19 protein-coding genes are annotated in these 24,707 nt (G+C 71.3%); 8 read left to right on the forward strand and 11 right to left on the reverse strand.

Annotated elements, in window-relative coordinates:
* Positions 1-7 precede the first annotated feature (7 nt).
* Positions 8-766, reverse strand: a complete 759-nt coding sequence (locus GTY96_RS19345; protein ID WP_255442507.1) for a GspE/PulE/PilB domain-containing protein — start codon at positions 764-766, stop codon at positions 8-10.
* A gap of 103 nt (positions 767-869) precedes the next feature.
* On the opposite strand from GTY96_RS19345, the gene GTY96_RS19350 reads away from it, so the two are divergent.
* Positions 870-1,703: a hypothetical protein gene (locus GTY96_RS19350; RefSeq protein ID WP_186002011.1), complete on the forward strand. Its 834-nt coding sequence runs from the start codon at positions 870-872 to the stop codon at positions 1,701-1,703.
* A gap of 10 nt (positions 1,704-1,713) precedes the next feature.
* Here GTY96_RS19350 and GTY96_RS19355 read toward each other — a convergent pair whose 3' ends face one another.
* Both GTY96_RS19355 and GTY96_RS19360 read right to left on the reverse strand, forming a co-directional pair.
* Positions 1,714-2,961: an ArsB/NhaD family transporter gene (locus GTY96_RS19355; RefSeq protein ID WP_143904640.1), complete on the reverse strand. Its 1,248-nt coding sequence runs from the start codon at positions 2,959-2,961 to the stop codon at positions 1,714-1,716.
* Between the two features lie 153 nt (positions 2,962-3,114).
* A complete protein-coding gene (locus tag GTY96_RS19360; protein ID WP_143904639.1) occupies positions 3,115-3,894 on the reverse strand; it encodes a hypothetical protein in 780 nt (259 codons plus the stop codon).
* A 263-nt stretch (positions 3,895-4,157) separates the two neighbouring features.
* On the opposite strand from GTY96_RS19360, the gene GTY96_RS19365 reads away from it, so the two are divergent.
* Entirely contained in the window at positions 4,158-6,578 is a 2,421-nt protein-coding gene (locus GTY96_RS19365) for a DEAD/DEAH box helicase (protein ID WP_186002010.1), read from the forward strand.
* A 16-nt stretch (positions 6,579-6,594) separates the two neighbouring features.
* A complete protein-coding gene (locus tag GTY96_RS19370; protein WP_161665482.1) occupies positions 6,595-8,247 on the forward strand; it encodes a ribonuclease H-like domain-containing protein in 1,653 nt (550 codons plus the stop codon).
* Positions 8,248-8,250: 3 nt separating this feature from the next.
* Here GTY96_RS19370 and GTY96_RS19375 read toward each other — a convergent pair whose 3' ends face one another.
* On the reverse strand, positions 8,251-9,150 hold the full coding sequence (locus GTY96_RS19375) for a LysR family transcriptional regulator (protein ID WP_143904637.1): 900 nt from the start codon (positions 9,148-9,150) through the stop codon (positions 8,251-8,253).
* 178 nt (positions 9,151-9,328) lie between these two features.
* Between GTY96_RS19375 and GTY96_RS19380 the strand changes: the two genes are divergently transcribed.
* Positions 9,329-10,561: an MFS transporter gene (locus GTY96_RS19380; protein WP_161665483.1), complete on the forward strand. Its 1,233-nt coding sequence runs from the start codon at positions 9,329-9,331 to the stop codon at positions 10,559-10,561.
* 18 nt (positions 10,562-10,579) lie between these two features.
* Here GTY96_RS19380 and GTY96_RS19385 read toward each other — a convergent pair whose 3' ends face one another.
* A complete protein-coding gene (locus tag GTY96_RS19385; RefSeq protein ID WP_143904635.1) occupies positions 10,580-11,332 on the reverse strand; it encodes an efflux RND transporter periplasmic adaptor subunit in 753 nt (250 codons plus the stop codon).
* 168 nt (positions 11,333-11,500) lie between these two features.
* Here GTY96_RS19385 and GTY96_RS19390 point away from each other — a divergent pair, with 168 nt between their 5' ends.
* The 3 genes from GTY96_RS19390 (at position 11,501) to GTY96_RS19400 (ending at position 15,438) form a co-directional block, all read left to right on the forward strand.
* On the forward strand, positions 11,501-12,853 hold the full coding sequence (locus tag GTY96_RS19390) for an OmpA family protein (protein WP_328700945.1): 1,353 nt from the start codon (positions 11,501-11,503) through the stop codon (positions 12,851-12,853).
* An 81-nt stretch (positions 12,854-12,934) separates the two neighbouring features.
* Positions 12,935-14,302 (forward strand): WGR domain-containing protein, encoded by a 1,368-nt coding sequence (locus GTY96_RS19395; RefSeq protein WP_143904633.1) that lies wholly within the window; start codon positions 12,935-12,937, stop codon positions 14,300-14,302.
* Entirely contained in the window at positions 14,302-15,438 is a 1,137-nt protein-coding gene (locus GTY96_RS19400; protein ID WP_161665485.1) for an STM4014 family protein, read from the forward strand. Before GTY96_RS19395 ends, GTY96_RS19400 begins: the two co-directional genes overlap by 1 nt.
* Here the strand turns inward: GTY96_RS19400 and GTY96_RS19405 are convergent.
* Genes GTY96_RS19405 through GTY96_RS19415 form a run of 3 tightly spaced genes read right to left on the reverse strand, consistent with a single transcriptional unit; the run spans position 15,405 to position 18,429 of the window.
* The gene (locus tag GTY96_RS19405; protein WP_143904631.1) at positions 15,405-16,304 is read right to left on the reverse strand and encodes an STM4011 family radical SAM protein; all 900 of its coding nucleotides are present in this window, start codon (positions 16,302-16,304) and stop codon (positions 15,405-15,407) included. The genes GTY96_RS19400 and GTY96_RS19405 overlap by 34 nt on opposite strands.
* On the reverse strand, positions 16,301-17,614 hold the full coding sequence (locus GTY96_RS19410) for an STM4012 family radical SAM protein (protein ID WP_161665486.1): 1,314 nt from the start codon (positions 17,612-17,614) through the stop codon (positions 16,301-16,303). The genes GTY96_RS19405 and GTY96_RS19410 overlap by 4 nt, the downstream gene beginning before the upstream one ends.
* The gene (locus GTY96_RS19415; RefSeq protein ID WP_161665547.1) at positions 17,611-18,429 is read right to left on the reverse strand and encodes an STM4013/SEN3800 family hydrolase; all 819 of its coding nucleotides are present in this window, start codon (positions 18,427-18,429) and stop codon (positions 17,611-17,613) included. The genes GTY96_RS19410 and GTY96_RS19415 overlap by 4 nt, the downstream gene beginning before the upstream one ends.
* Positions 18,430-18,690: 261 nt before the next feature.
* Here GTY96_RS19415 and GTY96_RS19420 point away from each other — a divergent pair, with 261 nt between their 5' ends.
* The gene (locus GTY96_RS19420; protein WP_161665487.1) at positions 18,691-20,991 is read left to right on the forward strand and encodes a S8 family serine peptidase; all 2,301 of its coding nucleotides are present in this window, start codon (positions 18,691-18,693) and stop codon (positions 20,989-20,991) included.
* Here the strand turns inward: GTY96_RS19420 and GTY96_RS19425 are convergent.
* From GTY96_RS19425 to GTY96_RS19435, 3 genes are all read right to left on the reverse strand, one after another.
* Positions 20,972-22,450 (reverse strand): TraB/GumN family protein, encoded by a 1,479-nt coding sequence (locus GTY96_RS19425; RefSeq protein WP_161665488.1) that lies wholly within the window; start codon positions 22,448-22,450, stop codon positions 20,972-20,974. The two genes, GTY96_RS19420 and GTY96_RS19425, sit on opposite strands and share 20 nt — an antisense overlap.
* An 84-nt stretch (positions 22,451-22,534) precedes the next feature.
* The gene (locus GTY96_RS19430; protein WP_143904627.1) at positions 22,535-24,004 is read right to left on the reverse strand and encodes a TraB/GumN family protein; all 1,470 of its coding nucleotides are present in this window, start codon (positions 24,002-24,004) and stop codon (positions 22,535-22,537) included.
* A gap of 121 nt (positions 24,005-24,125) precedes the next feature.
* A complete protein-coding gene (locus GTY96_RS19435) occupies positions 24,126-24,620 on the reverse strand; it encodes a peroxiredoxin (RefSeq protein ID WP_143904626.1) in 495 nt (164 codons plus the stop codon).
* Positions 24,621-24,707: the final 87 nt, after the last annotated feature.

Here is a 24,707-nt window from a genome sequence, read left to right on the forward strand (position 1 = left end):
GCCGTCCTCACCGGGCCTTCGCCTGGACCTCCTCGCGGGTGAGGGCCCCCCGGGCCTCCAGCGCGTCCATCATCGCGCGCATCACCCGGGCCTGCTGCGCCACCATGCGCTCCAGGTCCGCCACCTGCTGCGTGAGGGCCTCCACCCTCGACGCCAGCTCCAGGTCTCGCGCGGGCGCCGGGGCCTGGGCACGCGGGGGTGGGGGAGGCGGCGGCTCCGACTGCGGCGGGGCCAGCTCGAAGGTGGCCTCCTCCATGCCGAAGCTCAGCGGCGTGGCGGCCGTGGAGGTGACCTCGCCGTGGTAGTGGTGCCGGATGGCGCGCTCGATGGAGGACGCGGTCGCCACCACCACCTGGAGCTTCTGGCCGGAGTGGAACGCCAGCTCCTGGAGGGACTCCACGTTGGTGGGATCCGAGGTCGCGACGGTGAGCGTCTTGGTCCCGGGCTCGTAGGCGATGGGGAAGACGGTGTAGCGCTCGGCGATGTCCACGCGCAGCGCCTGGAGGGCGGACGGGACGGGGAGGTGCACGTCCAGCTCCACGGTGGGGATGGCCAGCTGCCGCGACAGGGCGTGCACCATGGAGCTTTCGTCCACGTAGCCCATCTGCACCAGGGTGAGCCCCAGGCGGCCGCCCCACTTGCGTTGCTCGGAGAGCGCGGTGCGCAGCTGGGACTCGGTCAGCAGCCCGGCATCCATCAGGATCTCTCCCAGCCGCCGCTTGCGGTTGGGGCCCGGGCCGGGGGGAACGGAAGAGGGAGGATTCACGCCCGGGAGCATAGCAGCGCGGGATGTTCCCCAGGCGTCTTCAGGGCTTCCGGGGCGGGCCGCAAACGGGCCAGGGCTTCGGGGATGGGTTAGCGTGAGGCCCATGGTGCGAAGCCGAAGCCTTCTTTTCGCGGCAGTCCTCCTCACCTTCACCGCCGGTTGCGCCTCGCAGCGACTCTCCGGCGCGGACCTGGACCGGGTCCAGCGGCCCGCCTTCATCTCCCGCATCGAGGATGGCGCGGGCCCCAAGAGCCGGGTGTTCCAGGATGACAGCGCCTACTCCGGCAAGCTCAAGAAGCTGGAGGCCAAGGAGGCCGACCGCCGGCTCACCGTGAAGCTGCAACAGGCGGTGACGCGCTTCGAGCTCTCCGAGCGCCTGCGCGTCACCACCCTGTCTCGCCTGCCCGAAGAGGCCCCCTGGACGGACGCGGTGGATCCCGCCCGGGTGGCGTCCTCGCTGGAGAGCTTCCTGGTGGAGGAGGTGCCCGCCAACGCGCCGGACTACGACCTGATGGCCCCGCTGGGCGCGGACACCATCGTGGAGTTCGTCATCCAGGACTTCGGCATGCGCAGCGAGGGCGGACACGCCGGCGCCTACCTCAAGGGTTACGGGCGCATGTTCCGGCTGGACGGGCGCAAGGAGCTGTGGCGCAGGCCGTTCCACCTGGACGCGGTGGAGCAGGGCGCGCCGCACCTGGATCCGTTCAAGGTCGGCAAGGAGCCGGAGCTGTTCCGCCTGGCGATGACGGACCTCATCGACAAGGTGGCGGACATGTTCGTGAAGGACCTGACGCCCCAGAACCGCAAGGGCTCGGCCCCCACGGGCAGCGCCGCCGCGGACACCGTGCCCTCCGCCGTCACGCCCGCGTCAGTGGCGCCGCTGACCCCGCCCGAGCGCCAGCTGCCCCCCGGCGAGCTGCCGGATCCGGACGCCTGAGGCGCGGGGATTAGAACAGGGCGTGCTCCGCGAGGAGCACGCCCAGGCCCACGACGAAGCTGAGGAGGGTGACGGGCACGCCCACGCGCAGGTACTCGACGAAACCCATGCGGACCTTGCCGCGCGCGGCCTCGAAGACGATGAGGTTCGCCACGCTGCCCACCAGCGTGAGGTTGCCCGCGAGCGTGGAGCCCAGCGCGAGCACCTGCCACGCCAGCTCCGGCTCCTGCATGGACGGCACCCAGGCGCGCGCCAGCATCACGAAGGGCACGTTGCTGAAGAGGTTGGACGCCACGAGCGTGAGGAACGCGAAGCCCAGCGTCTCACGCAACGGGGGCCCGGCCATCAACGGGGAGAAGACGTGGCGGATCTTCTCCGCCCAGCCCGCCTGGTTCACCCCGAAGACGACGACGAAGAGGCTGGCGAAGAAGAGCAGCAGCACCCAGTCCACGCGCTCCAGGGCCTCGCGCGAGTCGTGTCCGGACAGGGTCATCACCAGCACCCCGCCCGCGAGCGCGCTCCAGCTCATGGGCAGGCCCGCGAAGAACGCCACCACCACGCCCAGCAGGCCCCCCAGTCCCAGCGTGAGCAGCCGGCGGTCCACTTCGAGCGGGGGAGGGTGCGCGTCGAAGTGCGCGGCCGGAAGCTGCTTGCGGAAGAGGTACAGCAGCGCCCCGGCGACGATGGCCGTGGAGAGCAGGGCGGGCAGCGCCATGTACCCGGCGAACCGCGCGTAGCCCAGGCCTGACGCCCCTTGAATCAGCATGTTCTGCGGGTTGCCGGTGAAGGTGGCCACGGAGCCGCTGTTGCTGCCCATGCACAGCGCGAGCAGGTACGGCGCGGGAGGCAGGCGCGCGTCCTCCACCACCGCCAGCACCAGCGGCGTGAGGAAGAGGCACACGGTGTCGTTGACGAGGAACGCGGACAGGAACGCGCTCACGAACGTGACGGCCACCAGGAGCAGCCGCGGCGTGTGGGCGACACGAAGGGCCTTGGCCCCGGCGACGCGGAAGAAGTTCGCCTGCGCCAGGTACACGGCCAGCAGCATCATCCCCAGCAGCAGGACGAGCGTGTCCATGTCGATGGCCTGCCCGTCCCGGTTCGCGCTGTGGCCGAAGACCTCCGAGGGCGTGACGACGCCCGCGACGACCATCAGCGTGGCGCCCAGCAGCGCGCCCCCGGGACGGTCCAGCTTGATGAAGGGCAAACGCGCCCCGGCGATGAAGAGGTACGTAAAGAGGAAGATCGCGAGCGCCACGGGCGCGGGACACTAGCCCTCTTCCCAGGGGATTTCCGCAGCCGACGTGAAAACCTCCTGGGTCCGACACACGCGTGGGCGATGCCCGGCCCACCCACGGCCCGCTCCCGAACACGGCCGAGCGGGCCAGGGGGTACTCCAGCGGCGAGGGGCCTAGCAGCCGTTGCCGTGGCCGCCACCGCCAACGGGACGCTGCATGAAGTGGAGGGAGTCGGCACCCTGGTTGACGGCGCTCGCCGCCCCCTGGAGCGCGTCACCGGTGGAGTATACGGTGATGAGGGACTGGCCCTCCTTGAGCGCCACGGGGACCGTGAAGCTCACGCGCTCGCCCGGCGCCAGGACGAAGACGCCCTCCTTCACGGGGCGCAGCGACTTCATCAGCGCCGCGTTCACGGACGAGAGCGCCTCCAGCTTGAGCGGGGCATCCACCACGGCGAAGCGCACGTCGCGCAGGCGGATGGACACCTGCGCCTCCATCACGTTGGTGAAGTCGATGATGGGCAGGCGGCCCGACACGTAGGTGAGGTTGTGCGTCACGTTGTGCAGGACGCTGTTGGCCAGCCGGCCATGGGACTTCGTCGTCCAGTACATGTCCTTGACCGTGCTGTCGCAGTCCTGCGTGCTCCAGCCGATGTGGATGGTCCGGCCCGGCGGGATGGGCGAGTCCATGCCGTCGATGTTCATCCAGTGGATGATCGTGTCACCGGACGCGGGATGCGACTCCTGCACGTCGGTGAAGTACCCATCGAGCGGCCCCCCCTGGTAGCCGTTGAACGTGCTGGCGAGGGTCTCGTTGCCACTGAGGACCACCGCCACGTCGTACGCCGTGGTGGTGCCCGTGTTCTTCAGGTCGACGTTGTACTCGTAGGCGAGCGCACCCTGGGTGGCGAGCGCCAACGCGAGCGCGGACAGACGAAAGGCGGGGGTCTTCATGGTGGGAGTTCGCCATGGGCCGCGGGGGAACGCAGGAGCGCGTGGGCCGGGCTCATGACGTGGAAAAGCAAGTGCATCGCGAATGCCACTCAAATCATGAGAGGACAGCAAGAACAGGCCTGGGCCCTGCTGTGACGGAAACGGCTACAGGAGAGCGCCCGGCTGTGGCGTGCGGGGTCAGTCACGCCGCGTCAGGTCCGCGCGAGCGGCGGAGACGTGGCGCGTTGTCCTTCCCGGTACACGTCTGTACAGTGCCCAGCCCTATGAAGCCCGAGAAGGAAACAGAGGCCTTCTCCGGCCCGCGCCGCACCCCGTGGTCGGGGGCTCGCGGACTGGACGCCGTGCTCCAGGGATGGCGGACGGACCGGCAGGTGTGGCCCCACATGGTCCACGATGCCGTGACGCCGGCCCGGGCGGGGGTCTTCGCGCCGCTGCCGGAGGGCCTGTCCCCCCAGGTCCGCGACGCGCTGCGCCGGCGGGGCGTGGAGCAGCTCTTCTCCCACCAGGCGGAGGCCTTCGCGCGGGCCCGCGACGGGGAGAGCCTGGTCATCGCCACGCCCACCGCGTCTGGCAAGAGCCTCTGCTACAACCTGCCGCTGCTGGACCGCTTCGCGCGCGAGCCCGACGCGCGAGCCCTGTACCTGTTTCCCACGAAGGCCCTGTCGCGCGACCAGGAAGAGTCGCTGCGCGCCTTCATGCGCGAGGCGGGGCTGGGGCATGGCGCCATCACCTTCGACGGCGACACGCCGGGGGACGCGAGGCGCGCGGCCCGTGAGCGGGCGGGCGTGGTGCTCACCAACCCGGACATGCTGCACACGGGCATCCTGCCGCACCACGCGAACTGGGCGCGGCTGTTCGCGAACCTGCGCTACGTGGTGATTGACGAGCTGCACACGTACCGGGGCGTCTTCGGCTCACACCTCGCGAACGTGCTGCGGCGGCTGCAGCGGGTGGCGCGCTTCCACGGGGCGTCGCCCACGTTCATCCTGGCCTCGGCGACCATCGGCAACCCGAAGGCGCACGCGGAGCGGATGTTGGGGCGCGAGGTGGCGCTCGTGTCGGAGAGCGGGGCGCCGTCCGGCGAGCGCCGGGTGATGGTCTACAACCCGCCGGTGGTGAACGCGGAGCTGGGCATCCGCGCCAGCTATCTGAAGAGCGCGGTGCGGCTCACCTCGGACCTGGTGCGCGCGGGGGTGTCCACGCTGTTGTTCGGCCAGTCGCGCAACAACGTCGAGGTGATGCTCAAGTACCTGCGCGACCGGTTCGTGGAGGAGAAGCTGGATCCGTCGCTCATCCAGGGCTACCGGGGCGGCTACCTGCCGGGCACCCGGCGCGCGACGGAGGCCGCGATGCGCGCGGGCGAGGTGCGCTGCGTGGTGGCCACCAACGCGCTGGAGCTGGGCATCGACATCGGCTCGTTGGACGCGGTGGTGTGCGCGGGCTACCCGGGCTCCGTGGCGGCGCTGGCGCAGCGCTTCGGCCGCGCGGGCCGCCGGGGCATGGGGAGCCTGGCGCTGCTGGTGACCTCCAGCGCGCCGTTGGATCAGTACTTCGCGGCGGATCCCCGTGCGCTCACGAGCGCCGCGGTGGAGCACGCGCGCATTGATCCGGACAACGTGGAGATCCTGGTCCAGCACCTGAAGTGCGCCGCGTTCGAGCTGCCCTTCGAGGAAGGGGACGCGTTCGGGGACGTGCCGGTGGAGAACACCACGGAGGCGTTGGACTTCCTCACGCAGCACCAGGTGGTGCACCCGTCGCAGCCGGCGGAGGGCGGGCGGCGGATGTTCCACTGGTCGTCGGACGCGTACCCGGCGCACCACGTGTCGCTGCGCAGCGTGGGCTGGGACAACGTGGTGGTCATCGAGCGGGGCAGCGACCGGACGCTGGCGGAGATGGACTTCCGCTCCGCGCACACGCAGCTGCACGAGCAGGCCATCTACCAGCACGACTCGGAGCAGTATCAGGTGGAGCTGCTGGACCTGGAGAACCACAAGGCGTTCGTGCGCAAGGTGGCGCCGGACTACTTCACCGACGCGATGACGAACGTGCGGGTGAGCGTCATCCAGGAGGACCAGGGCGCGCCGCTGGGACCGTCCCTGCACGCGGGCCTGGGCGAGGTCTCCGTCATCGAGAAGGTGGTGGGCTACAAGAAGATCAAGTTCCACACGCATGAGAACGTGGGCTACGGCGACGTGCGGCTGCCGGAGATGCAGATGCACACCTCCGCGCTGTGGCTGACGGTGCCGGAGACGGTGGTGCGCGCGATGGACGCGCCGAGGCCCGCGGTCATCGACGCGCTGCGCGGCCTGGGTTCGGCGCTGCGCACGGTGGCGTGCGTGGGGCTGATGAGCGACCCGCGCGACCTGGGGCGGACGCTCGGCAGCCGGGACGAACCGGACGGTCCGCCGCGCAAGGAGGGTGGGGTGGGCTTCGAGCCGACGCTGTTCCTCTACGACAACGTGCCCGGTGGCGTGGGGCTGGCCGCGAGGCTGTACGACCAACGCGCGGAGCTGCTGCTGCGCGGACGCAAGCTGCTGGAGTCCTGCCCCTGCGAGGACGGGTGCCCCGCATGCATCGGGCCCGCGGCGGGTGGGCAGCCGGGGAGCGCGCCGTCAGGGTCGCATCCGCGCAAGCGGCTGGCGTTGGAGCTGCTGGCGGCGCTCGGCGTCGCCGGGGTGCAGTGAGGAGCACGGGCGGCGCATGGACCTGAAGCGCAAGCTGTCCCGACTCACCAGCGCGGGCCCCGGCAGTCAGGCCAGGGCGCCGGTGAACACCGTGGCGGAGACGCCGACGGCCGAGGCGCCGTCCGTCGCGGCGAGTCCGGCATCGGTCGTGTCGCCGAGGGCCCCGGACACCGTGGCGACGCATCCGCCCGCCGCGCGCACGCACGCAGCACCGCCCCCATCGGGCGTCCGCGTGGAAGAGGCGGGGACGACGACGATCGCGGAGGTCCTGGTCCAGGCGCTGCGAAAACGCCTGTCGATGGACGGGGAGGATGGGCCCTCGCTCGAAGGGGAGGTTCGTCCGGAAGAGACTCGTGATCCGGCGCCTCCGGACGCGCGGGCCCGGGCGGATGGGCTCGTGGACCTTCGAGAGGAGGCCCGGCGGCGGCTCGCGGCGCGGAAGGCGGAAGCGACGCAGGGCGCGAGCGATCCGCGCGTGGCGGAGCTGCGCAAGCTGCTGTCGTTCTGGGCGGAGCGGCAGGGCACGTCGTCCGCCCGGCGCGCGGTGGCCCCTGTTCCCGAGCCCCGGGCCCTGCCGGTGGAGGCGCGGTCGACGCCGCACGGCACGGTGCACGTCGCGGATCAGCTGTACGCGGCGGATCACCATCACGGCACGGCGCCGGTCGCGGCCGCGCTCGACGTGGAGGCGCGGCTGGTGGCGGGGCTCGCGCTGCATCCGGAGCTGGAGTCGGTGGACTTCACGCGGATGCTGATGCTGGACACGGAGACGACGGGGCTGGCGGGAGGCACGGGCACGGTGCCCTTCCTGGTGGGGCTGGCGTGGTTCGAGGGCCGTTCCCTCCGCGTGCAGCAGCTCTTCCTGCGGCGCATGGGCGAAGAAGCGCCGATGTTGCGGCTCCTCGCCGAGCGCATGGCGTCGTCGTCGTGTCTGGTCACGTACAACGGCAAGAGCTTCGACTGGCCGCTGTTGCGCACGCGGTTCGTGCTCAACCGCGTGCCGGTGCCGAAGGAGCTGCCCCACCTGGACCTGCTGCACTGCGCGCGACGCGTGTTCAAGCACCGGGGCGAGGGCGCGCGGCTCGTGCACCTGGAGTCGAAGGTGCTGGGGCATCACCGGGTGGACGACGTGGACGGCTCGCTCATCCCGGAGCTGTACTTCCGCTTCCTGCGAGGCACGGACGGCTCGGAGCTGGTGCCGGTGCTGGAGCACAACCAGAAGGACCTGCTGCTGTTGGCCGCGCTGCTGGGAGATCTGGTGCGCCGCTTCCAGTCAGAGGGCACGGAGCGGCAGGACCCCAGGGACCTGCTCGGCTTCGCGCAGGTGGCGGAGCGGGCAGGGGACTCGGAGCGGGCGCTCACCTTCGCGAAGGCGGCGGCGGAGGGCGGGGGACCGGTGGGCATCGAAGCGCTGGTGGTGGCCTCACGTCTCTGCCGCAGAGCGGGGGACTGCGAGGCGGCGGTGGCGCACCTCCAGCGGGCGCTCACCTTCGCGAAGCCGGGACAGGGCGCGGTGCTGCACCTGTCGCTGACGAAGCTCTACGAGCACTCGCTGAAGGACCTGCCCCGGGCCCTGTACCACGCGAGGCTGGCCGCGCCGGAGGAGCCGCCGCAGGATCATCAGCTCCGCCTGGAGCGCCTGGAGCGCAGGCTCGCGCGTCAGGGCGCGTGAGCGTCAGGGACCCGGCGCGCGGCTGTTGCTGAAGAGGTGCTTCGCCATGAAGTCCACGAACACGCGCAGCTTGGGAGACAGGTAGCGGCTGGACGGCCATAGCATCCGGAACGTGCCTTCGTGCTGCGTGTGCTGTTCGAGCACCGTCACGAGCGTGCCGTCCGCGAGCTGGCGGCGAATGGCGAAGTCCGGCAGGCAGGTGATGCCGAGCCCCTGTTCGGCCATGAAGATGAGCGGCTCGATGGTGTTCGCGACCGCCGTCGTCGGCAGCTCCAGCTCCTTGCGCCCGCGTCGCAGGGGCCAGCGCTCCAGCTTGCCGTTGCTCGCGAAGCGGTGATGCAGGCACGCGTGGGCGCGCAGGTCCTCCGGCTTCCGGGGCGTCCCGCTTCGCGCGAGGTAGCCGGGCGATCCCACGAGCGTGAGCCGAAAGGTGCCCAGCACCCGCGTCATCAACCGGGAGTCGCGCACCTCGCCCGCGCGCACGACGCCGTCGAAGCCCTCATCAATCACATCGACGATGCGATCGGAGAAGTCGAGGTCGAGCTCGATCTCCGGATACGCGCGCATGAAGGCGCTCAGCGTCGGCATCATCAACATGCCGGCCAGGGGCATGCTGACGCGCAGCTTGCCGCGCGGCGCGCCTTGCGTCTGCGCGAGCTCCAGCTCCGCGGCCTCGACCTCACAGAAGATGCGCCGGCAGCGTTCGAGGAAGAGCGAGCCCTCCGGCGTCAGGGTGATGGTGCGCGTCGAGCGGTGGAAGAGCCTCACCCCCAGCCGCTCTTCCAGCCGGGCGACGGCCTTCCCGATGGCCGACGACGACACCCCCAGCTGCCGTCCGGCGGCCGTGAAGCTGCGCGCATCCGCGGCCTGAACGAAGGCGTTGAGTGAGCCGAGGCTGTCCATGCGTGCCACCTTGATTGCGGACTTTCTTGTCCGATGTGCTTGGAACTGTAGCGCGGTGGTCGCCAGTCCAGCGCGAATCTACTGTGTCGCCATCGACGTCGACGGAAGCCGCCTCGCCTCGCGAGCCCGGGGGCTTCGGCATCGGCTGTCGTCCCTTCACTCCCTGACTGGCGGCATCATGACTTCGACGAACACGACACGCGCCCTGGCCGCGCCCGGACTCCAACACGCTGACGGTACGACAGGCGAGGAACAGCGCCTGCCCATCGCCGGGCTCCTCGCCCTGGCCATGGCCGCGTTCATCACCGTGCTCACGGAGGCGCTTCCAGCGGGGCTGCTGCCGCGAATGAGCGCGGACCTGGCGGTCTCCGAGTCACTGGCCGGCCAGCTCGTCACGCTCTACGCCATCGGCACGCTGGTGACGGCGATCCCCCTGACGGCCGCGACGCAGGGGTGGCGACGACGGCCGTTGTTGGTCCTGGCCATCCTGGGCTTCGCCATCGTCAACACGGTGACGGCGGTGTCGACGAGCTTCGTGTTGACGCTCGGCGCGCGGTTCTTCGCCGGGGTGTTCGCGGGACTGTTGTGGGCCCTCGTCGCGGGCTACGCGGCGCGCATGGTGCAGGCGCACCAGCAGGGCAGGGCGATGGCGATCGCCATGGTGGGCATCCCGCTCGCGCTCTCGCTCGGGATCCCCGCCGGGACCTTCCTGGGCGCCGCCGTCGGCTGGCGCGTCACCTTCGGCATCATGAGCGTCCTCGCCCTCGCCCTGGTCGGCTGGGTGTTCGCCAGGCTCCCGGACTTTCCGGGCCAGACCGGGGAGCGTCACACGTCCATCCGGAAGGTCTTCCTGCTGCCGGGGCTCCGGTCCGTGTTGTTCGTCACGCTCGCCTTCGTGCTCGCGCACAACGTCCTCTACACGTACATCGCGCCGTTCCTCGCGCCGACGGGGATGGCGAAGCACCTCGACGTGGTCCTGCTCGTCTTCGGGGTGTTCGCGCTCGCCTCCATCTGGGTCATCGGCGTCTTGATCGACCGCTGGCTGCGCGAGCTGGTGCTCGTCAGCACGGCGCTCCTGGTGGGGGTGTCGTTCGCGCTCGGCCTGTGGGGTGGCGTCCCCGCCGTGGTCTACGGCGGCGTGGCGATCTGGGGGCTGGCCTATGGCGGAGCGGCGACGCTCTTCCAGACCGCGTCCGCGAAGGCCGCGGGCGAGGCGGCGGACGTCGCCCAGTCGATGGTCGTCACGGCCTGGAACATCGCCATCGCGGGGGGCGGCATCGCGGGCGGAGTGCTCCTCGAAACACACGGCGCGACGGCGTTCCCATGGCTGCTCGTCCTGCTCCTGGTGCCGACGCTGCTCGTCGCCTGGAGGGCGAAGCGCCACGGCTTTCCACCCGTGGTCAGGCGTTGATCACGCCGCGAACCTCCGTCACGGCAACGCGCCCCGCAGCCCCGGGAACCACGCCACGAGCAGCCGCTGCGTTCCCAGCCTCACCCGGGCCCGCCCCGTCATCCCGTCCTGGTAGACACGGCGCATGCCGTCACGCTCGTAGTTCCGCGACGGGACATGCGCCCGCACCAGCACCGCGCCTTGCTCCGACGACTGCGTCGCGTCCTTCTGCGCCCGCGCGTACTGGAGCGACGTCTCCGGATCCTCCACCTTCTCGATGACCGCTTCGAAGGGAACGGGCATCCCCGCCAGCTGGTATTCGAACGTCATGCCGGGTGCCAGCTCCGCGCGGAGCTCCCCCGGAAAGAGCACGTAGAGCGAGGGCAGCACGTTCCGGTTCATCAACGCCATCAACGGCTGCCCCTCCACGACCTCCGCGCCCGGCTTCACCGACACGCGCCCCACCATGGCTTCCAGCGGGGCGAACACCTCCGCCGCTCCCGACGCCGCCGCGAGCCGCGCCACCACCTGGCCCGCCGTGACCTTCTGACTCAGCCCCACGTCCACCGACACCACCCGCCCCGCGACCGGCGCCGGCACGTCCACCCACTCGCCCAGCTCCAGCAGCGCCGTCCCCCGCGCCGTGCGATCCACCCGCACCATCGCGGCGAACACGGCCAGCGTCACCACCGCCCCCACCGCGCTCCAGGCCCACGCCCGCCTTGAAAGCCGGGGCGTCACCTTGGGGGAAGAGGGAACGGGCGTCGGAGAGGGGTCAGGCCGCGGATCCATGCGCCACCGAGGATGATCCAACCGGCTCCCTCCGCGCCAGGATTGGTTGGAAGGCTGAATTCACCGGGAAGCCTCCAACCCGACCCCCGCGGCGCCCGTCTGCTCCCCCTACAGGGCTGTATCCCTGCATCGCCCGGGGAAACGTTGTGCCATGCTGCGCGACGCCTCGTGGATTCCTCCTTCCTCCAGATCGGGTCACTGGTCCTCGCGGGACTGCTTGCCCCGGGCGCGCTCGCGGCGGAGCCGACGCGCGAGGATCAGGTGCGCGCGGAGCTGGAGCGCCAGCTGCGCGCCATGGTCCCCGAGTCCCCCGCGGAGGTGCAGCTGCTCTTCGAGGGCTTCAAACCCGAGGACGGCTACCGCCTCGTGGAGACGGACTTCCTCCTGGACGGCGAACCGCTCGCGGTCCCCGCCATCGAGGAGCTCAACGCGAAGGGCGTCCACCGCCTCGCCGTGCTGAAGGTGGAGCCGGGGGAGCACACGCTCGTCTCGCGCGTCACGTACACCAACGGCTCCTGGAGCCTCTTCAGCGAGACCAATGGCTTCCTCTGGAAGATCACCGCGTCCGTCGGCTTCCAGACCCAGCGCGGGCTGCGCGTCCTGGTCAAGGCGTCGCCCAGCGTCGTGCCCAACGCGCCGGATCCGCGCCTCAAGCTCAAGCTCACCCACGCCGTCACGGCGGAGATGATCCAACCGCCGCAGGACGAGCCCGTCGTCGCCACCGCGCCACCGCCGGTGAAGAACACCTCCGTCGACGCGGGCACGGCCGCGAAGTCGCCTCCGGACGCGGGGAGCCCCGTGAAGGTCGCCCAGCTCCCGCCGCCCGACGCGGGCGTGAAGCCTCCCGCGACGGTCGTCTCCGTGACGCCGCCCGTGGAGCGCACGCCCGTGGCCCTCAGCCGCCTGCGCCTCCAGGTCACGTCGAAGAAGCCCACCTCCGCCACCGCCTTCGTGCGCGGCGCGGGCGAGCCCGTGAAGCTGACGGTCCCCACGGCGCCCGGCCGCAAGCCCCCGGAGCTGCCCCTGTCCGCGGGCGCGTACACGGTGGACCTCATCGCCGACGGGTTCCTCGCCCAGACGCGCCAGGTGGAGCTGGCCTCGGGCGCCGACGCGTCGGTGGCCTTCGCGCTGGTGCCCGCGCCCAAGGCCGCCCAGGCCGCGAAGGTGCAGGAAGACCGCGTCGAGCTGCCCCGGCCCCTGAGCTTCGACGAGAAGAAGCCCATGCCCGTGAAGGCCTCGCTCGCGGGCCTGGACCTGCTGGTGGACCTGCTCGTGCGCGAGCCGAAGGCCCGCCTGCGCGTCGAGGGCCACACCGACTCGCGCGAGGTGCCCGAGCCCGCCCGCCAGAGCCTGTCCGATGCGCGCGCCCGCGCCGTCGCGGACCTGCTGGTGCGCGCGGGGCTGGCCCCCTCCCGCGTGGAGGCCGTGGGCCTGGGCGACCGCAGCCCCAAGGCCCCCAACCTGATTCCTCGCGGCCGCGAGCTCAACCGCCGCGTGGAGCTGGTGCTGCTGCGCCGCTGAAGCGGGGCCCTGCCTCGTCGCGCCTTGAGCTTGCCGGGGGGCTCTTCTAGCGTCCGAGGCGTTCCCCGGGAGGGTCGCCCCATGCCGCGCTACGAGTTCACCGAAGGCAGCTCCAGCAAGTTCTGGGAGATCACCCTGGAGGGCACCACGCTGACCAAGCGCTGGGGCCGCATCGGCACCGACGGCCAGGAGAAGGTGGAGACCTTCGGCTCCAAGGCGGAAGCGAAGAAGGCCTACGACGCCCAGGTCCGCGAGAAGGAGCGCAAGGGCTACACGCTCGCCAGCGGCGGCGGCGAGGCCGGGGACGGCGACGGAGGGGAGGCCACGGGGGAGGGCGCCTCCAACCCGGACCTGGAGGCCGCCATCCTCGCCAACCCCGATGACCTCAAGGGCTACCTCGCGTACGCCGAGTGGCTCAAGGGCGAGGGCGATCCCCGCGCCGAGCTCATCCTCCTCCAGCACGCCACGCTGGAGGCCGCGGCGGACGCCGCCGCGCTCATGCACAAGCGAGCGGCGAAGTTCATCGCGACGCACGCGGGCGAGCTGCTGGGCGAGGCGCTGACGGAGGCGGTCTCCAACGAAGCCCTCAAGCTCGAGTGGCACCTGGGCTTCATCCGCGAGGCCCGGCTGGGGCAGGTGGACTACGACTCGGGAGAGGACATCCCGGAGCTGCTGGGCGAGCTGCTGGCCCATCCATCCGCGCGCTTCCTCCAGAAGCTGACCCTGGGCATGGCCAACTTCGACGGGCAGAACGAGTACGGCGACACGCTGAAGGTGCTCGCGAAGGCGGAGCCCGCCCCGCCGCTGCGCTCGCTGTTCATTGGTGACTTCGAGTACCCGGACGACACGGAGATCTCCTGGACGGACGTGGGCAACCTCCAGCCGCTCTACAAGGCCTACCCCCAGCTCCGGGAGCTGCGCGTGCGCGGCGGGGAGATCGCGCTGGGGGTGGTCGACCTGCCGGAGCTGCGCTCCTTCACCGTGGAGACCGGTGGCCTTCCGCTGGGCGCGGTGCAGTCCATCGTGAAGGCGAAGTGGCCGAAGCTGGAGGCGCTGGAGGTGTGGTTCGGGCAGGAGAACTACGGCGCTGGTGGCGGGGTGAAGGACCTCGAGCGCCTGCTCGACGGCGAAGGCGTGCCGGCCCTTCGCCTGTTGGGGCTGCGCAACTCGGAGTTCACGGACGCGCTCTGCGAGGCGCTGTCCACCGCGAAGGTCGTCGCCCAGCTCCAGGCGCTGGACCTCTCCATGGGCACGATGACCGACGCGGGCGCCGACACGCTGGCCCGCAACGCGAAGGCCTTCCAGCACCTCCGGACGCTGGACGTCACCCAGAACTACCTCACGGAGGTGGGCCAGGGGGCGGTGGCGAAGGCCGCCCGCTCGGTGGCGGCGGGCAACCAGCGCACGCCCTACGAAGAGGACTACCGCTACGCCGCCGTGGGCGAGTAATGCCCACCGCGCCGCCGTTCCTGATCATCGGCAACCCCGGGAACCGGCGCGTCACGCTCTTCCAGGAGGCCCTGATCCGCGCGGGGCTCCCTCCCGCGCACGTGCTGGCCTGGGAGGCCGTGGCCCGCGCGCCGGACGTCCTCCTGGACCAGCCTGACACGGAGCGGTTCGTCCGCATCGACGCGGCGGGAGAGGACGCGGGCGTGGAGCGCGCCTTCCTGAAGCGCGGTCACGCGGATGCCCTCGCCGCGGGCTGCGACACCGTGGCGCCGGCCCCCCTGGACGCCCTGCCGGATGAGCACGGCCGCGTGCTCTGCCCCCGGCAGCACCACCTGGGCTTCCTTCGCGTGCTGGAGGACCTGTCCGCCCGCTTCACGCTGCGTCCCCGGTGGCGCGTGCAGTCCGCGCCCGGCGCCATCGCGGACCTGTTCGACAAGCGCGTCACGTCACGCCGGTACGCGGCCCTGGGCATCTCCGTGCCACCGTTCCTGGACCTGAACGAAGCCAGCGCCCATCCGGAGGGCCTGCGACAGGGGATGCGCGACGCGGGCTTCCGCGAGGCGTTCGTGAAGCTGTCCTGCGGCTCGTCCGCGTCCTGCCTCGCCCTCTACCGGCCGGGGCGGTCGGGCGGCTCGCTCCTGACCAGCCTGCACCGGGGCCCCACCGGCTGGTTCAACTCCCTCAAGGTGCGCCGGGTGACGGACGCGCGGGACGTGGACGCGGTGCTGGCCTTCCTCCTGCGCGAGGGCTCCCAGGTGGAGGAAGCGCGGCCCAAGGCCCGGCTGGGTGGGGACGTGTTCGACTGCCGCGTCCTCGCGGTGCGCGGCGAGCCCGCCTTCACCGTGGTGCGCCAGAGCCGCCTGCCCATCACCAACCTGCACCTGGGCGGCTACCGGGGAGACCTGGGCGCCTTCCACGCGGCGGTGCCGCGCCGGGAGCTGGAGGCCGCGATGGAGAGCTGCCGCGCCGTGGCCCGCGCGCACGACTGCCTCCACGTAGGCATCGACCTGATGTTCGAGGACTTCTTCCACGGCCACCGCGTGCTGGAGGCGAACGCCTTCGGGGACCTGCTCCCCGGGCTCACGCGCGACGGCCTGTCCGTCTACGACTGGGAGATCCGCGAAGCGCTGCGTTGAGCGCCGCCCGTCCACAGCCGCGTCGCCGGCACGCGCTCCAGCAGCCCCGAACCGAACACCCGGTCCAGCTCCAGGTACTCCAGGTGCACATAGCCGATGTGGCACCCGCACGTGTCCTTCGAGCACGGGCGCGGCCTCAGCGCCGCGTCGAAGTCCGGCGCGTAGAGGTTGCCCAGGGGCTCCTTGATGAAGTGACACCGGTACGCGGTGCCGTCACCGTCCACGGACAGCACGGACTCGCCCCCTCGGCAGGCGCGGCCCCGGCTGGGGTGGCGGGTGTTGTTCACGGGGAAGAGCGGATCGATGCGGGTGAAGCGCTCCACGTCCTCGGGCGTGTACGCGTCCAGGCCGTCCTTCACCGCGTTGATCCACAGGTACGTGTCGTCGGGCAGCTCACGGCGCAGGGCCTCCGCCTCGTCCGCGAAGCGCCGGAAGCCCACCATGCCCGCGCTGTGGCGCACGCCGTGCTCCGACAGCCGGTGGCATTGCGCGAGGAAGCGCGAGCGCTTCATCCACTCCGGGTGGTACGTGGCCCAGATGCCCAGCTTCTCCGGGCGGCAGTCGGCGAGCCAGTCCAGCCGACAGGAGAGGTTCGTCTGCACCGCCGCGCGCTCCACGTGGGGCAGGTGCGTCAGCCGCGCCAGGGCCTGCTGGTACCAGGGCCAGATGAGCGCCTCGCCCCAGGGCGTGAAGAAGACGGACACGGTGTCCTGCGTGCGCGACTCCACCCACGCGAGAAACCGCTCCAGGTCCGCGCGATCCTTCGTCAGCTCCTCCTCGGACTGCTTCCACTTGCCGAAGGGGCAGTACTCGCAGCCGTAGTTGCAGCCGGACAGCGGGCCCCGGTAGAGCACGGTGAGCTTCATCGCCAGGCGTACTCCGCCATCCGCGCCCGCACCGCCTCGGAGTCCAGCCACGGGCCAATCAGGTCCGAGCGCTCCACGCCCGCGTCCGTGAGCTGGAACACGCCATCCACGTCCCGCGCCAGCCCGTGCGCCTCCAGCTCCGCGAGCATCGGGAAGTCCCCCCGGGCCTCCGATCCGAAGCGCTGGCGGTACACCCCCGGGTCCACGCCCTCCGCCAGCAGGGACAGCACCAGGTGCCGGTGGCGCTGCTCGGCCGCGTCCAGCACGAAGCCGTAGCGCGCCTCGCCGAAGGACTCCGTGTCGCGCTCGATGTACGCCTGGATGATGCCGCGCACCTCGCGCGATGCGACCGCGTACTCGGACGAGTAGTGCACGGCGCCCGCGTACGAGCGCGCCCCCACCCCCAGCCCCACCATGCCGTCCTCCTGGCAGCGGTACACCGCGCCGCGCGCGGCCGGGGCGTGCGCCGCGCGGAACATCCGCATCGACACCTGCGTGTAGCCCCGCGCGAGGAGGAAGTCCCGGCCGGTCCGGTAGAGCGACAGGCGCAGGTCGTCCCACGCGCGCGACTTCTTCCCCAGGAAGGTGAGGGGCCGCACGTAGAGCGGGTAGAGGTACAGCTCCTCCGGCGAGTACCGCAGCGCCGCTTCCAGCGAGCGCAGGAAGCTGTCCACCGTCTGTCCCTCGATGCCGTAGATGAGGTCCAGGTTGAGGGTGGGGAAGCCCGCGCTCCGCAGCAGGTCCAGCGTCGCCTCCACCTGGGCCGTCTTCTGCGGCCGCTTCACCGCGGCCACCTCCGCCTCCAGGAAGCTCTGCACGCCCATGCTCACCCGGTCCACGCCGCGGGCCTTCAGCAGCGCGACCTTGTCCGCGTCCACCGTCTCCGGCGACACCTCCACGGACAGGGGCACCGCGCGCGGATCCACGCCCAGCTCCGCCGCCAGGTCGAACACCGCCTCCAGCCCCGAGACCTCCAGCAGGGTGGGGGTCCCCCCGCCGATGGCCGCCCGCGCGAACGTGGCCGGCCCCAGCGCCTCCTTCACCCGGCGGGCCTCGCGCTTCAGCGCGGAAAGCCATGCCTGGACGACGTCCTCCTTCGGCCCCGCGGCGGTGAACAGGTTGCAGAACCCGCAGCGCATCTCGCAGAAGGGCACGTGCAGGTAGAGGAACAGCGCGTCCCGGCGCTCCTTCGCCCAGACGTCCTCCAGCGGCAGCGCGGGCGTGAGCGGGCGGTAGGCCGTCTTGTGCGGGTAGCCGTAGAGGTACGCCACGTACGGCGTCCCTTCGAGCATCGACTCCAGGCGCGTCATGGCCCGGAGTCTACCGGCAGGACGAACTCTCCATAGGGCACCGTCCACACCACCGGGTGTCCCAGCCGGTGCCCCGAGTAGCCGTCCTCGCCGTACGCCGTCCCGTGGTCCGAGCACACGATGCAGAAGGCCGGAGCCCTCCGCCGCAGCGCCTGGAACAGCGGCGGCAGCTGGCCGTCCACGTACGCCAGCGCCGCCGCCTGCGTCTCCTTCGAGTCCTCCGTCGCCCCAGCCACGTAGTGCCGGTTCGGCTGGTGCAGCGCGGAGACGTTGAGGAACAGGAACACCCGCTGCTCCCGGGGCAGCGCCTCCAGGATCTTCACCGAGAGTGATGCCTGATTTTCCGTGGATCGAGGGTCGGTGACACCCAGCTCCGGGCCCCAATGCGCTTCGGCGAAGAGGCCTGGGAGCACGCGGCCCAGGGGGTTCCTCCGGTTGAAGAAGCCCGTCCCGCCAATGCACACCGTGTGGTAGCCGCGCCCGGCCAGCCCGGTGACGAGGTCCGGCGCGTCCAGCACGCAGGTGCCCGGGCCCGTCGTCTCGCTGCCCTCGAAGCGCAGGGCGAACGGGCGCGGGTGCCGACCAGGGGTGACAGGGGTGGGGAAGAAGCCGGCGAAGAAGGCCTGATGCGCGGCGTAGGTGAAGCTCGCCGGGCTGTGGCGCTCCTCCCACCCTCCGCCGGGCAGCAGCGCGGCCAGGGTGGGGGTGCGGCCCGCCTCCAGCGCTTCGCGGGCCACGTCGTAGCGCAGCGTGTCCAGCGTGATGAAGAGCAGGTCGTGCGTACCGGCGCCAACCAGGGCGTTCAGGTCGTGCATGCGGGCAGGAGGAGCGGGGGACCTCTTCAACACGAGGCCCCCGGCCCGGTCCAGCGCCCGCTCGCCGCACCGGAGTCCCGGACCGCGCCTGGAGTCTGAGCGATTCCGAACACCTGGGGTGCACCCGAGACCACCTCGACGCACCCCGAAACCGACACCAGGAGTGAAAAAAGCACGCCCTATTGCAACTGAGTGGCAAGGACTTGAAATACTTCCGTAATACGTATTACAGGTTTTTCTCACTTTAAAGGGAGTACCGACATGCAGAGCATGCAGAAGCGGTTCTCGACGTCCCGTGGTGGCTGGCGGCCGGTGACGGCGCTGGTGCTGGGGTGCACCCTGGTGGTTCCGGCGGGGGCGCTCGCGGCGGAGCGCACCCCCACGGCGGCCACGCGCGCTCAGGCGGCTCCGGGCGCGGCGGTGGCGACGACGCTCCCGGCGGGTGGCCAGACCCTGGCGACGCCGGCGGGGCTGGTGTTCCACCGGACGGCGCGGCCGGTCAGCGCCCTGCGCACCCTGGACGTGGTGAAGGACACCGGCGTCCAGCTGCACGTCTGGCGCGAGCGGCAGGCGGACGGCACGGAGCAGGCCTTCTCCGCGTACACGCGCGGCGGCACGGAGCTGCTGGGGCGCGTGCAGCCAGAGGCGTACCTCATCCGGCTGGCGGAGGCTTCGTTCGACCCGCTGGCGCGCAACGCGCCGCTGCTGGGCAACGCGCTGGTGGCGGACCGGGACAACACGCTGTCGCTGGTGCAGTTCCACGCCACGCCGCTGCCGGAGTACCGCGAGGCCATCGAGAACGCGGGCGGCAAGGTGCTGCGCTTCCTGTCGGACCACACGTACCTGGTGGAGATGCCGGCGGAGGTGAAGGCCCGCGTCGCGCAGCTGCCCGCGGTGCGCTGGGTGGGGGACTACCACCCCGAGTGGCGCCTGGAGCCGGTGCTCCGTGACGCGCTGCTCGGCCGGGCGGCGGCGCTCGCGCCCCAGCGCTACTCCATCATGCTGGGCGAGGGCGGCCCCGCGCGGCAGGCCCGCGTGACGGCGCTGGTGGAGCGGCTGGGCGGCAAGGTGGAGCTGGTGGAGCCGGGCGGCCTGCGCGTGGAGGCCACGCTCAGCCAGGAGCAGCTGGCCCAGGTGGCCCGCGCCAACGAGGTCCAGTTCGTCGACCGCTGGGGGGGCCCCGGCGAGGTGGACATGGACATCGTCCGCGAGACGGGCGGCGCCAACTACATCGAGACGCTCAAGGGCTGGAACGGGCAGGGCGTTCGCGGAGAGGTGTTCGACACCGAGCTGCGCACCACCCACCGCGAGTGGCCCACCGCGCCCATCATCCACAGCACGGGCACGAGCTCCGGCTCCCTGCACGGGACCAGCTGCTACAGCCACAACTTCGCCAAGGGCGTGGACCCGCTGGCCCGGGGCCTGCTGCCGGGCGGGCAGGGCATCTTCTTCCTCTACTCGGAGTCCACCCAGTTCGGCGGCACCAAGTCGCGCTACACGATGAACCAGGAGCTGCTCAACCCCACCGGCCCCTACCGCGCGGTGTTCCAGACCTCCAGCGTGGGCAGCACGCTGACCACCGCGTACACGACCATCTCCGCGGAGGTGGATGACTACCTGTTCAAGGCGCCGCTGCTGAGCACGCAGTCGCAGAGCAACAGCGGCTCGCGCAACTCACGCCCGCAGGCGTGGGCGAAGAACATCGTGTCCGTGGGCGGCATCCGTCACTACAACACGCAGACCCGCGCGGATGACAGCTGGTCCACGGGCGCGAGCATCGGCCCGGCGGCGGACGGCCGCATCAAGCCGGACCTGGCCTTCTACTACGACAGCATCCGCGGCGCGTCCGGCTCCACCGACAGCAGCTACACGGAGTTCAGCGGCACCAGCTCCGCGACGCCGCAGACCTCCGGCCACTTCGGCCTGCTGCACCAGATGTGGCACCAGGGCGTGTGGGCCGGCCACGGCGGCGCGGCGGACGTCTTCACCAGCCGCCCGAAGATGGCCACCGCCAAGGCGCTGATGATCAACGGCGCGGCCCGCTACAACTGGCTGGCCGGCGGCGCCAACGCGGACATCGACCGCAACAAGCAGGGCTGGGGCACGTCCGACCTGAAGCGCCTGTACGACCGCGCCGCGAAGACGTTCGTCGTCGACGAGACGGACATCCTCACGCCGCTCGCCACCAAGACGTACACCTTCACCGTGGCCAGCGGGGAGCCGGAGCTCAACGTCACCCTGGCCTACAAGGACCCCATGGGCACCGTGGGCGCGGCCCAGGCGCGCATCAACGACCTGTCGCTGCGCGTGACGGCGCCCAGCGGCGTCATCTACTGGGGCAACAACGGCCTGACGGCGGGCAACGTCTCCACGGCCGGCGGCGCCTCCAACAAGGTGGACACCGTGGAGAACGTCCTCATCGCGAACCCCGGGGCGGGGACGTGGAAGGTGGAGGTCCTGGCGGATGAGCTGGTCCAGGACGCCCACACCGCGACGCCGGCCGTGGACGCCGTCTACGGCCTCGTCGTGAGCGGCGTCCAGCTCAATTCGAAGGCGCCGTAGTCCCCTGCGCCTCGCCGTGCGCGGCCTCCGGCTTCTCCGGGGCCCGCACGGCGCGGTGGAGGACGGGCAGGGACGGGCTCAGCGTGCCCAGGTAGAGCCGGCCGTGGAAGCCCGTCTCCCCCCGCGACGCGAACATCGCCACCTTCCGGGGCGTGTTCGGCTCCTGGCGTGCCTCCACCGTCGGGTTGATGCCGTGCACGTCGCAGTCCACCTGCTCCCAGACGTTGAAGCGGCACGCGTAGTGGGCGCCCCGGGCGAAGCCCACCTCCAGCGCCAGCACGGGCGATGAGGGCTGGGCCCGCGTCAGCCGCCGGCCCATGGGTTCGAACTTCGAGTCCCAGCCGACGCCGCCGGTGCGCACGTGCACGTCACCGGCGAGCACCAGCATCCACGCGTCCGGGTGCTCCTGACGGAAGGCCAGCAGGTTCGCCGCCATCTCCGCCTCGCGCGCGTTGCCCGCCGCCTCCCTGGAGTCGAACGCCACCAGCGAGATGGCGCTCCCCCGGGCCCGCAGGCGGCGCGCGGCCTCGACCAGGTGGATGACGCCCGCGCTGCTGCGGCCGTCCTGGTCCACGCGGCGGAAGAAGTCGCTCAGCACGAGCAGCCGCTCCAGGTCCTCATTGGTGCCCGCGCTCGCCAGGTACTCCTCCAGCGCGGACTGGTCCACCGACGGCACCGACAGGGCCAGCGCCACCGGCAGCTTCTTCTCCGCCGCGTCGCAGAGCATCCGCGCGGCGGCGTCCGGCAGCTCGCGCGTGCCCAGCGGATCCGCCACCAGCACGGTGGTTCCACCGGCGAGCAGCGGCGCCACGCCCTCCACGGGATCGCCGCAGCGGGGGGCCGCGTCCGGGGCCTCCGCGGTCCAGCCGTCCACCTTCACCTCCCGCACCGGGATGGACGCCTTGCCGCCCACCAGCTCCAGCGACGGCACCATCTCCAGCCGGGCCAGCAGCTTCCGCTCCTGCGGCAGGTCGCGGAAGCCACGGCGCAGCTTGAAGCCCTCCATCGTCGGGACGGCTTCGAAGGTGTCGTGCGTGAACGCTTCGCGGAAGTGGTTGTAGGTGTGGTCGTTCGCCCTCTGGCTGCCCGGCTCGGGGGTCTGTTGCATGATGGCGTCGTCCGCCTCGCGGTACTGGAGCCGGAAGATGCGCACCAGCGACTGGCGCGGCCCCACCGCTTCGGGGCGCACCAGGTAGCGCTCGAAGGTGCGGTTGCCGCGCGCGTTCACGCCGATCTCCCAGGACTGGGAGTACAGCTCGTGCGTGGTGTTGTTCTCGAAGATGTCCAGGCGCTGCTCTTCCAGCAGCCGGCGCGCGACGAACATCGCCTCGTCGAGCGGCACCAGGTAGACCTTCTCCACGGTGGGCATGGGCTCCGCGTCCGCTGGAGCCCCATCCAGTCCACGCGACAGGCTCGCGCAGCCCACGCACAAGAGCCCCAACGTCCAGTGCCACCGCATGGTCCTGCCCCCTTTCGTGAAGGGGACCGCGTCGGCGTCGTCGCCGTCCCCGTCGGCACAGCCTGACACTTCAGGTGAAGACCCTCAGGGCGTGGCGTCCGGCGGGTGCGCGGCCCCTTGCTGCTGGGCCACCGGTTGGGTCACGCGCTGGATGACGGGCGGAGAGGCGTTGAGCGCCCCCACGTAGAGCCGACCGTGGAAGCCCCGGTCGCTGGGGGAGGAGAACAGCGCCACCTTGCGCGGCGTGCCCGGCTCCTGGCGCACCTCCACGGACGGGCTGAGCGCGTAGACGTTGCACTCCACCTGCTCCCAGACGTTGAAGCGGCAGGAGAACTGCGAGCCGCGCGCGAAGCCCACCTCCAGCGCCTTCACGGGCGAGGCGGGCAGGGCGCGGAGCAGCCGCGAGCCCAGGGGCTCGAAGTCCTTGTTCCAGCTCACCGGCTTCGTGCGCACGTGCACGTCGCCCGCGAGCGCGAGCAGCCACGCGTCCGGGTTCGCCTGCCGGTACGCGATGAGGTTCCGGGCCATCTCCTCCTCACGCGAGTTGCCGGAGGCGGAGTTGGAGTCGAACGCGAGCACCGTGATGGCGTTGCCCTGCGCGCGCAGGCGGCGCGCCTGTTCGATGAGGCGCAGCATGGCGCCGCTGCTGCGGCCATCCTGGTACACGCGGCGCCAGAAGGAGCTGACCACCAGCAGCCGCTCCAGGTCCTCGTTGCCACCGGCGGAGGCCAGGTACTCATCGAGCGAGGGTTGATCCTCCGACGGCAGCGACAGCGCGAGCGCCACCGGCAGCTTCTTCTCCACCGCGTCGCACAGCATCCGCGTGGCGGCCTCTGGCAGCTCGCGCGTGCCCAGCGGGTCCGACACCAGCACCGTGTGCCCCGCGGTGAGCAGCGGCTCCACGCCCGGCAGCGGCTCCCCGCACGTCACGGGCGCGGAGTGGGCCACGTCCTCCTCCCAGCCCTCCACCTGCACCGAGCGCACGGGCGCGGACGCCTTGCCCCCCACCAGCTCCAGCGAGGGCACCATCTCCAGCTTCGCGAGCAGCTTGCGCTCCAGCGGGAGGTCGCGGGTGCCGCGCACCATCTTGAAGCCCTCCATGTCCGGCACGCCGTCGAAGGTGAAGCGCTCGAACGTCTTGCGCGCGAGGTACTTCTCCTCGTCCTCGATGCGCTCGTTGAGCCACTTGGGCTTGATCTCGATGTTGGTGTCCTGCTCGCGGTAGCGCAGGCGGAAGACGCGGACCACGGACTGGCGGGGGCCCAGCGCCGCGCCCTTCACGAAGTAGCGCTCGTAGGTGCGGTTGCCGGGCAGGTTCAACCCGGGCTCGTGCGCGGAGGTGTAGAGCTCGTGGTGGCCCTCGCGCTCGAAGACGTCGTAGCGCTGCTCCTCGAAGACGTGCCGCATGGTGAGCAGGGCCTCGTCCAGCGACACCAGGTACACCGTCTCCTCGGTGGGCACCTCCTCCTCGCCCGCCGCGTTCTCGTCGTGGAGGTCCTTCGTCAGGCTGGCGCAGCCCAGGCACAACAGTCCCAGCATCCAATGAAACCGCATGACGTGACCTCCGGCCCACCCAGGTGTCCCATGTTGCTCGCGAACGGGGCGCGACGTCCTGGCTCCCACGGCCAGGACGCCGTGAATCAGTCTACCGGCAAACGCGACGCCAGCGCGTCTGTCAGGCAGGACGGGTGGGAGCCGCGCCCTGGCCCGTGAGCGACCGGACGACATCCAGCGCGAGCGAGGCGTGCTTCTTCACCTGGACCTGCGAGTCGAAGGCGTAGCGGATGGTGCCCGCCCGGTCGGCGATGAAGGTCACCCGGCCCGGCAGAAGGCCCAGGAAGTTGGTGCCCACCCCGAAGGCCTTGCGCGCCGCGCCGTCCGGGTCGCTGAGGAGGCGGAAGGGGAGGCGGTACTTGGCGACGAACTTCTCATGCGACTCCGCGGTGTCGCTGCTGATGCCCACCACGTCCGCGCCCGCGTCGGTGAAGTCCTGGTACTGGTCCCGCAGGGAGCAGGCCTGGACCGTACATCCCGGGGAGTCATCCCGCGGGTAGAAGTAGATGACCATCGCCTTGTCACCCAGCAGGTCGCGCAGGCGCACCGGCGCGTCGCCCGGCCCCCTCAGCGTGACGTCCGGAACCGCATCCCCTTCTTGCAGCATCTTGGCCATGGAACCCGTCTCCTCCCAGACAGCGAGCATCCCCCGCGCATGGCCCGACCCGCAAATCAGACGTGCCGGTTGCCCGGGGTTCAAGGG

The sequence above is a fragment of the Corallococcus silvisoli genome (genome assembly GCF_009909145.1).
GTDB lineage: Bacteria > Myxococcota > Myxococcia > Myxococcales > Myxococcaceae > Corallococcus > Corallococcus silvisoli.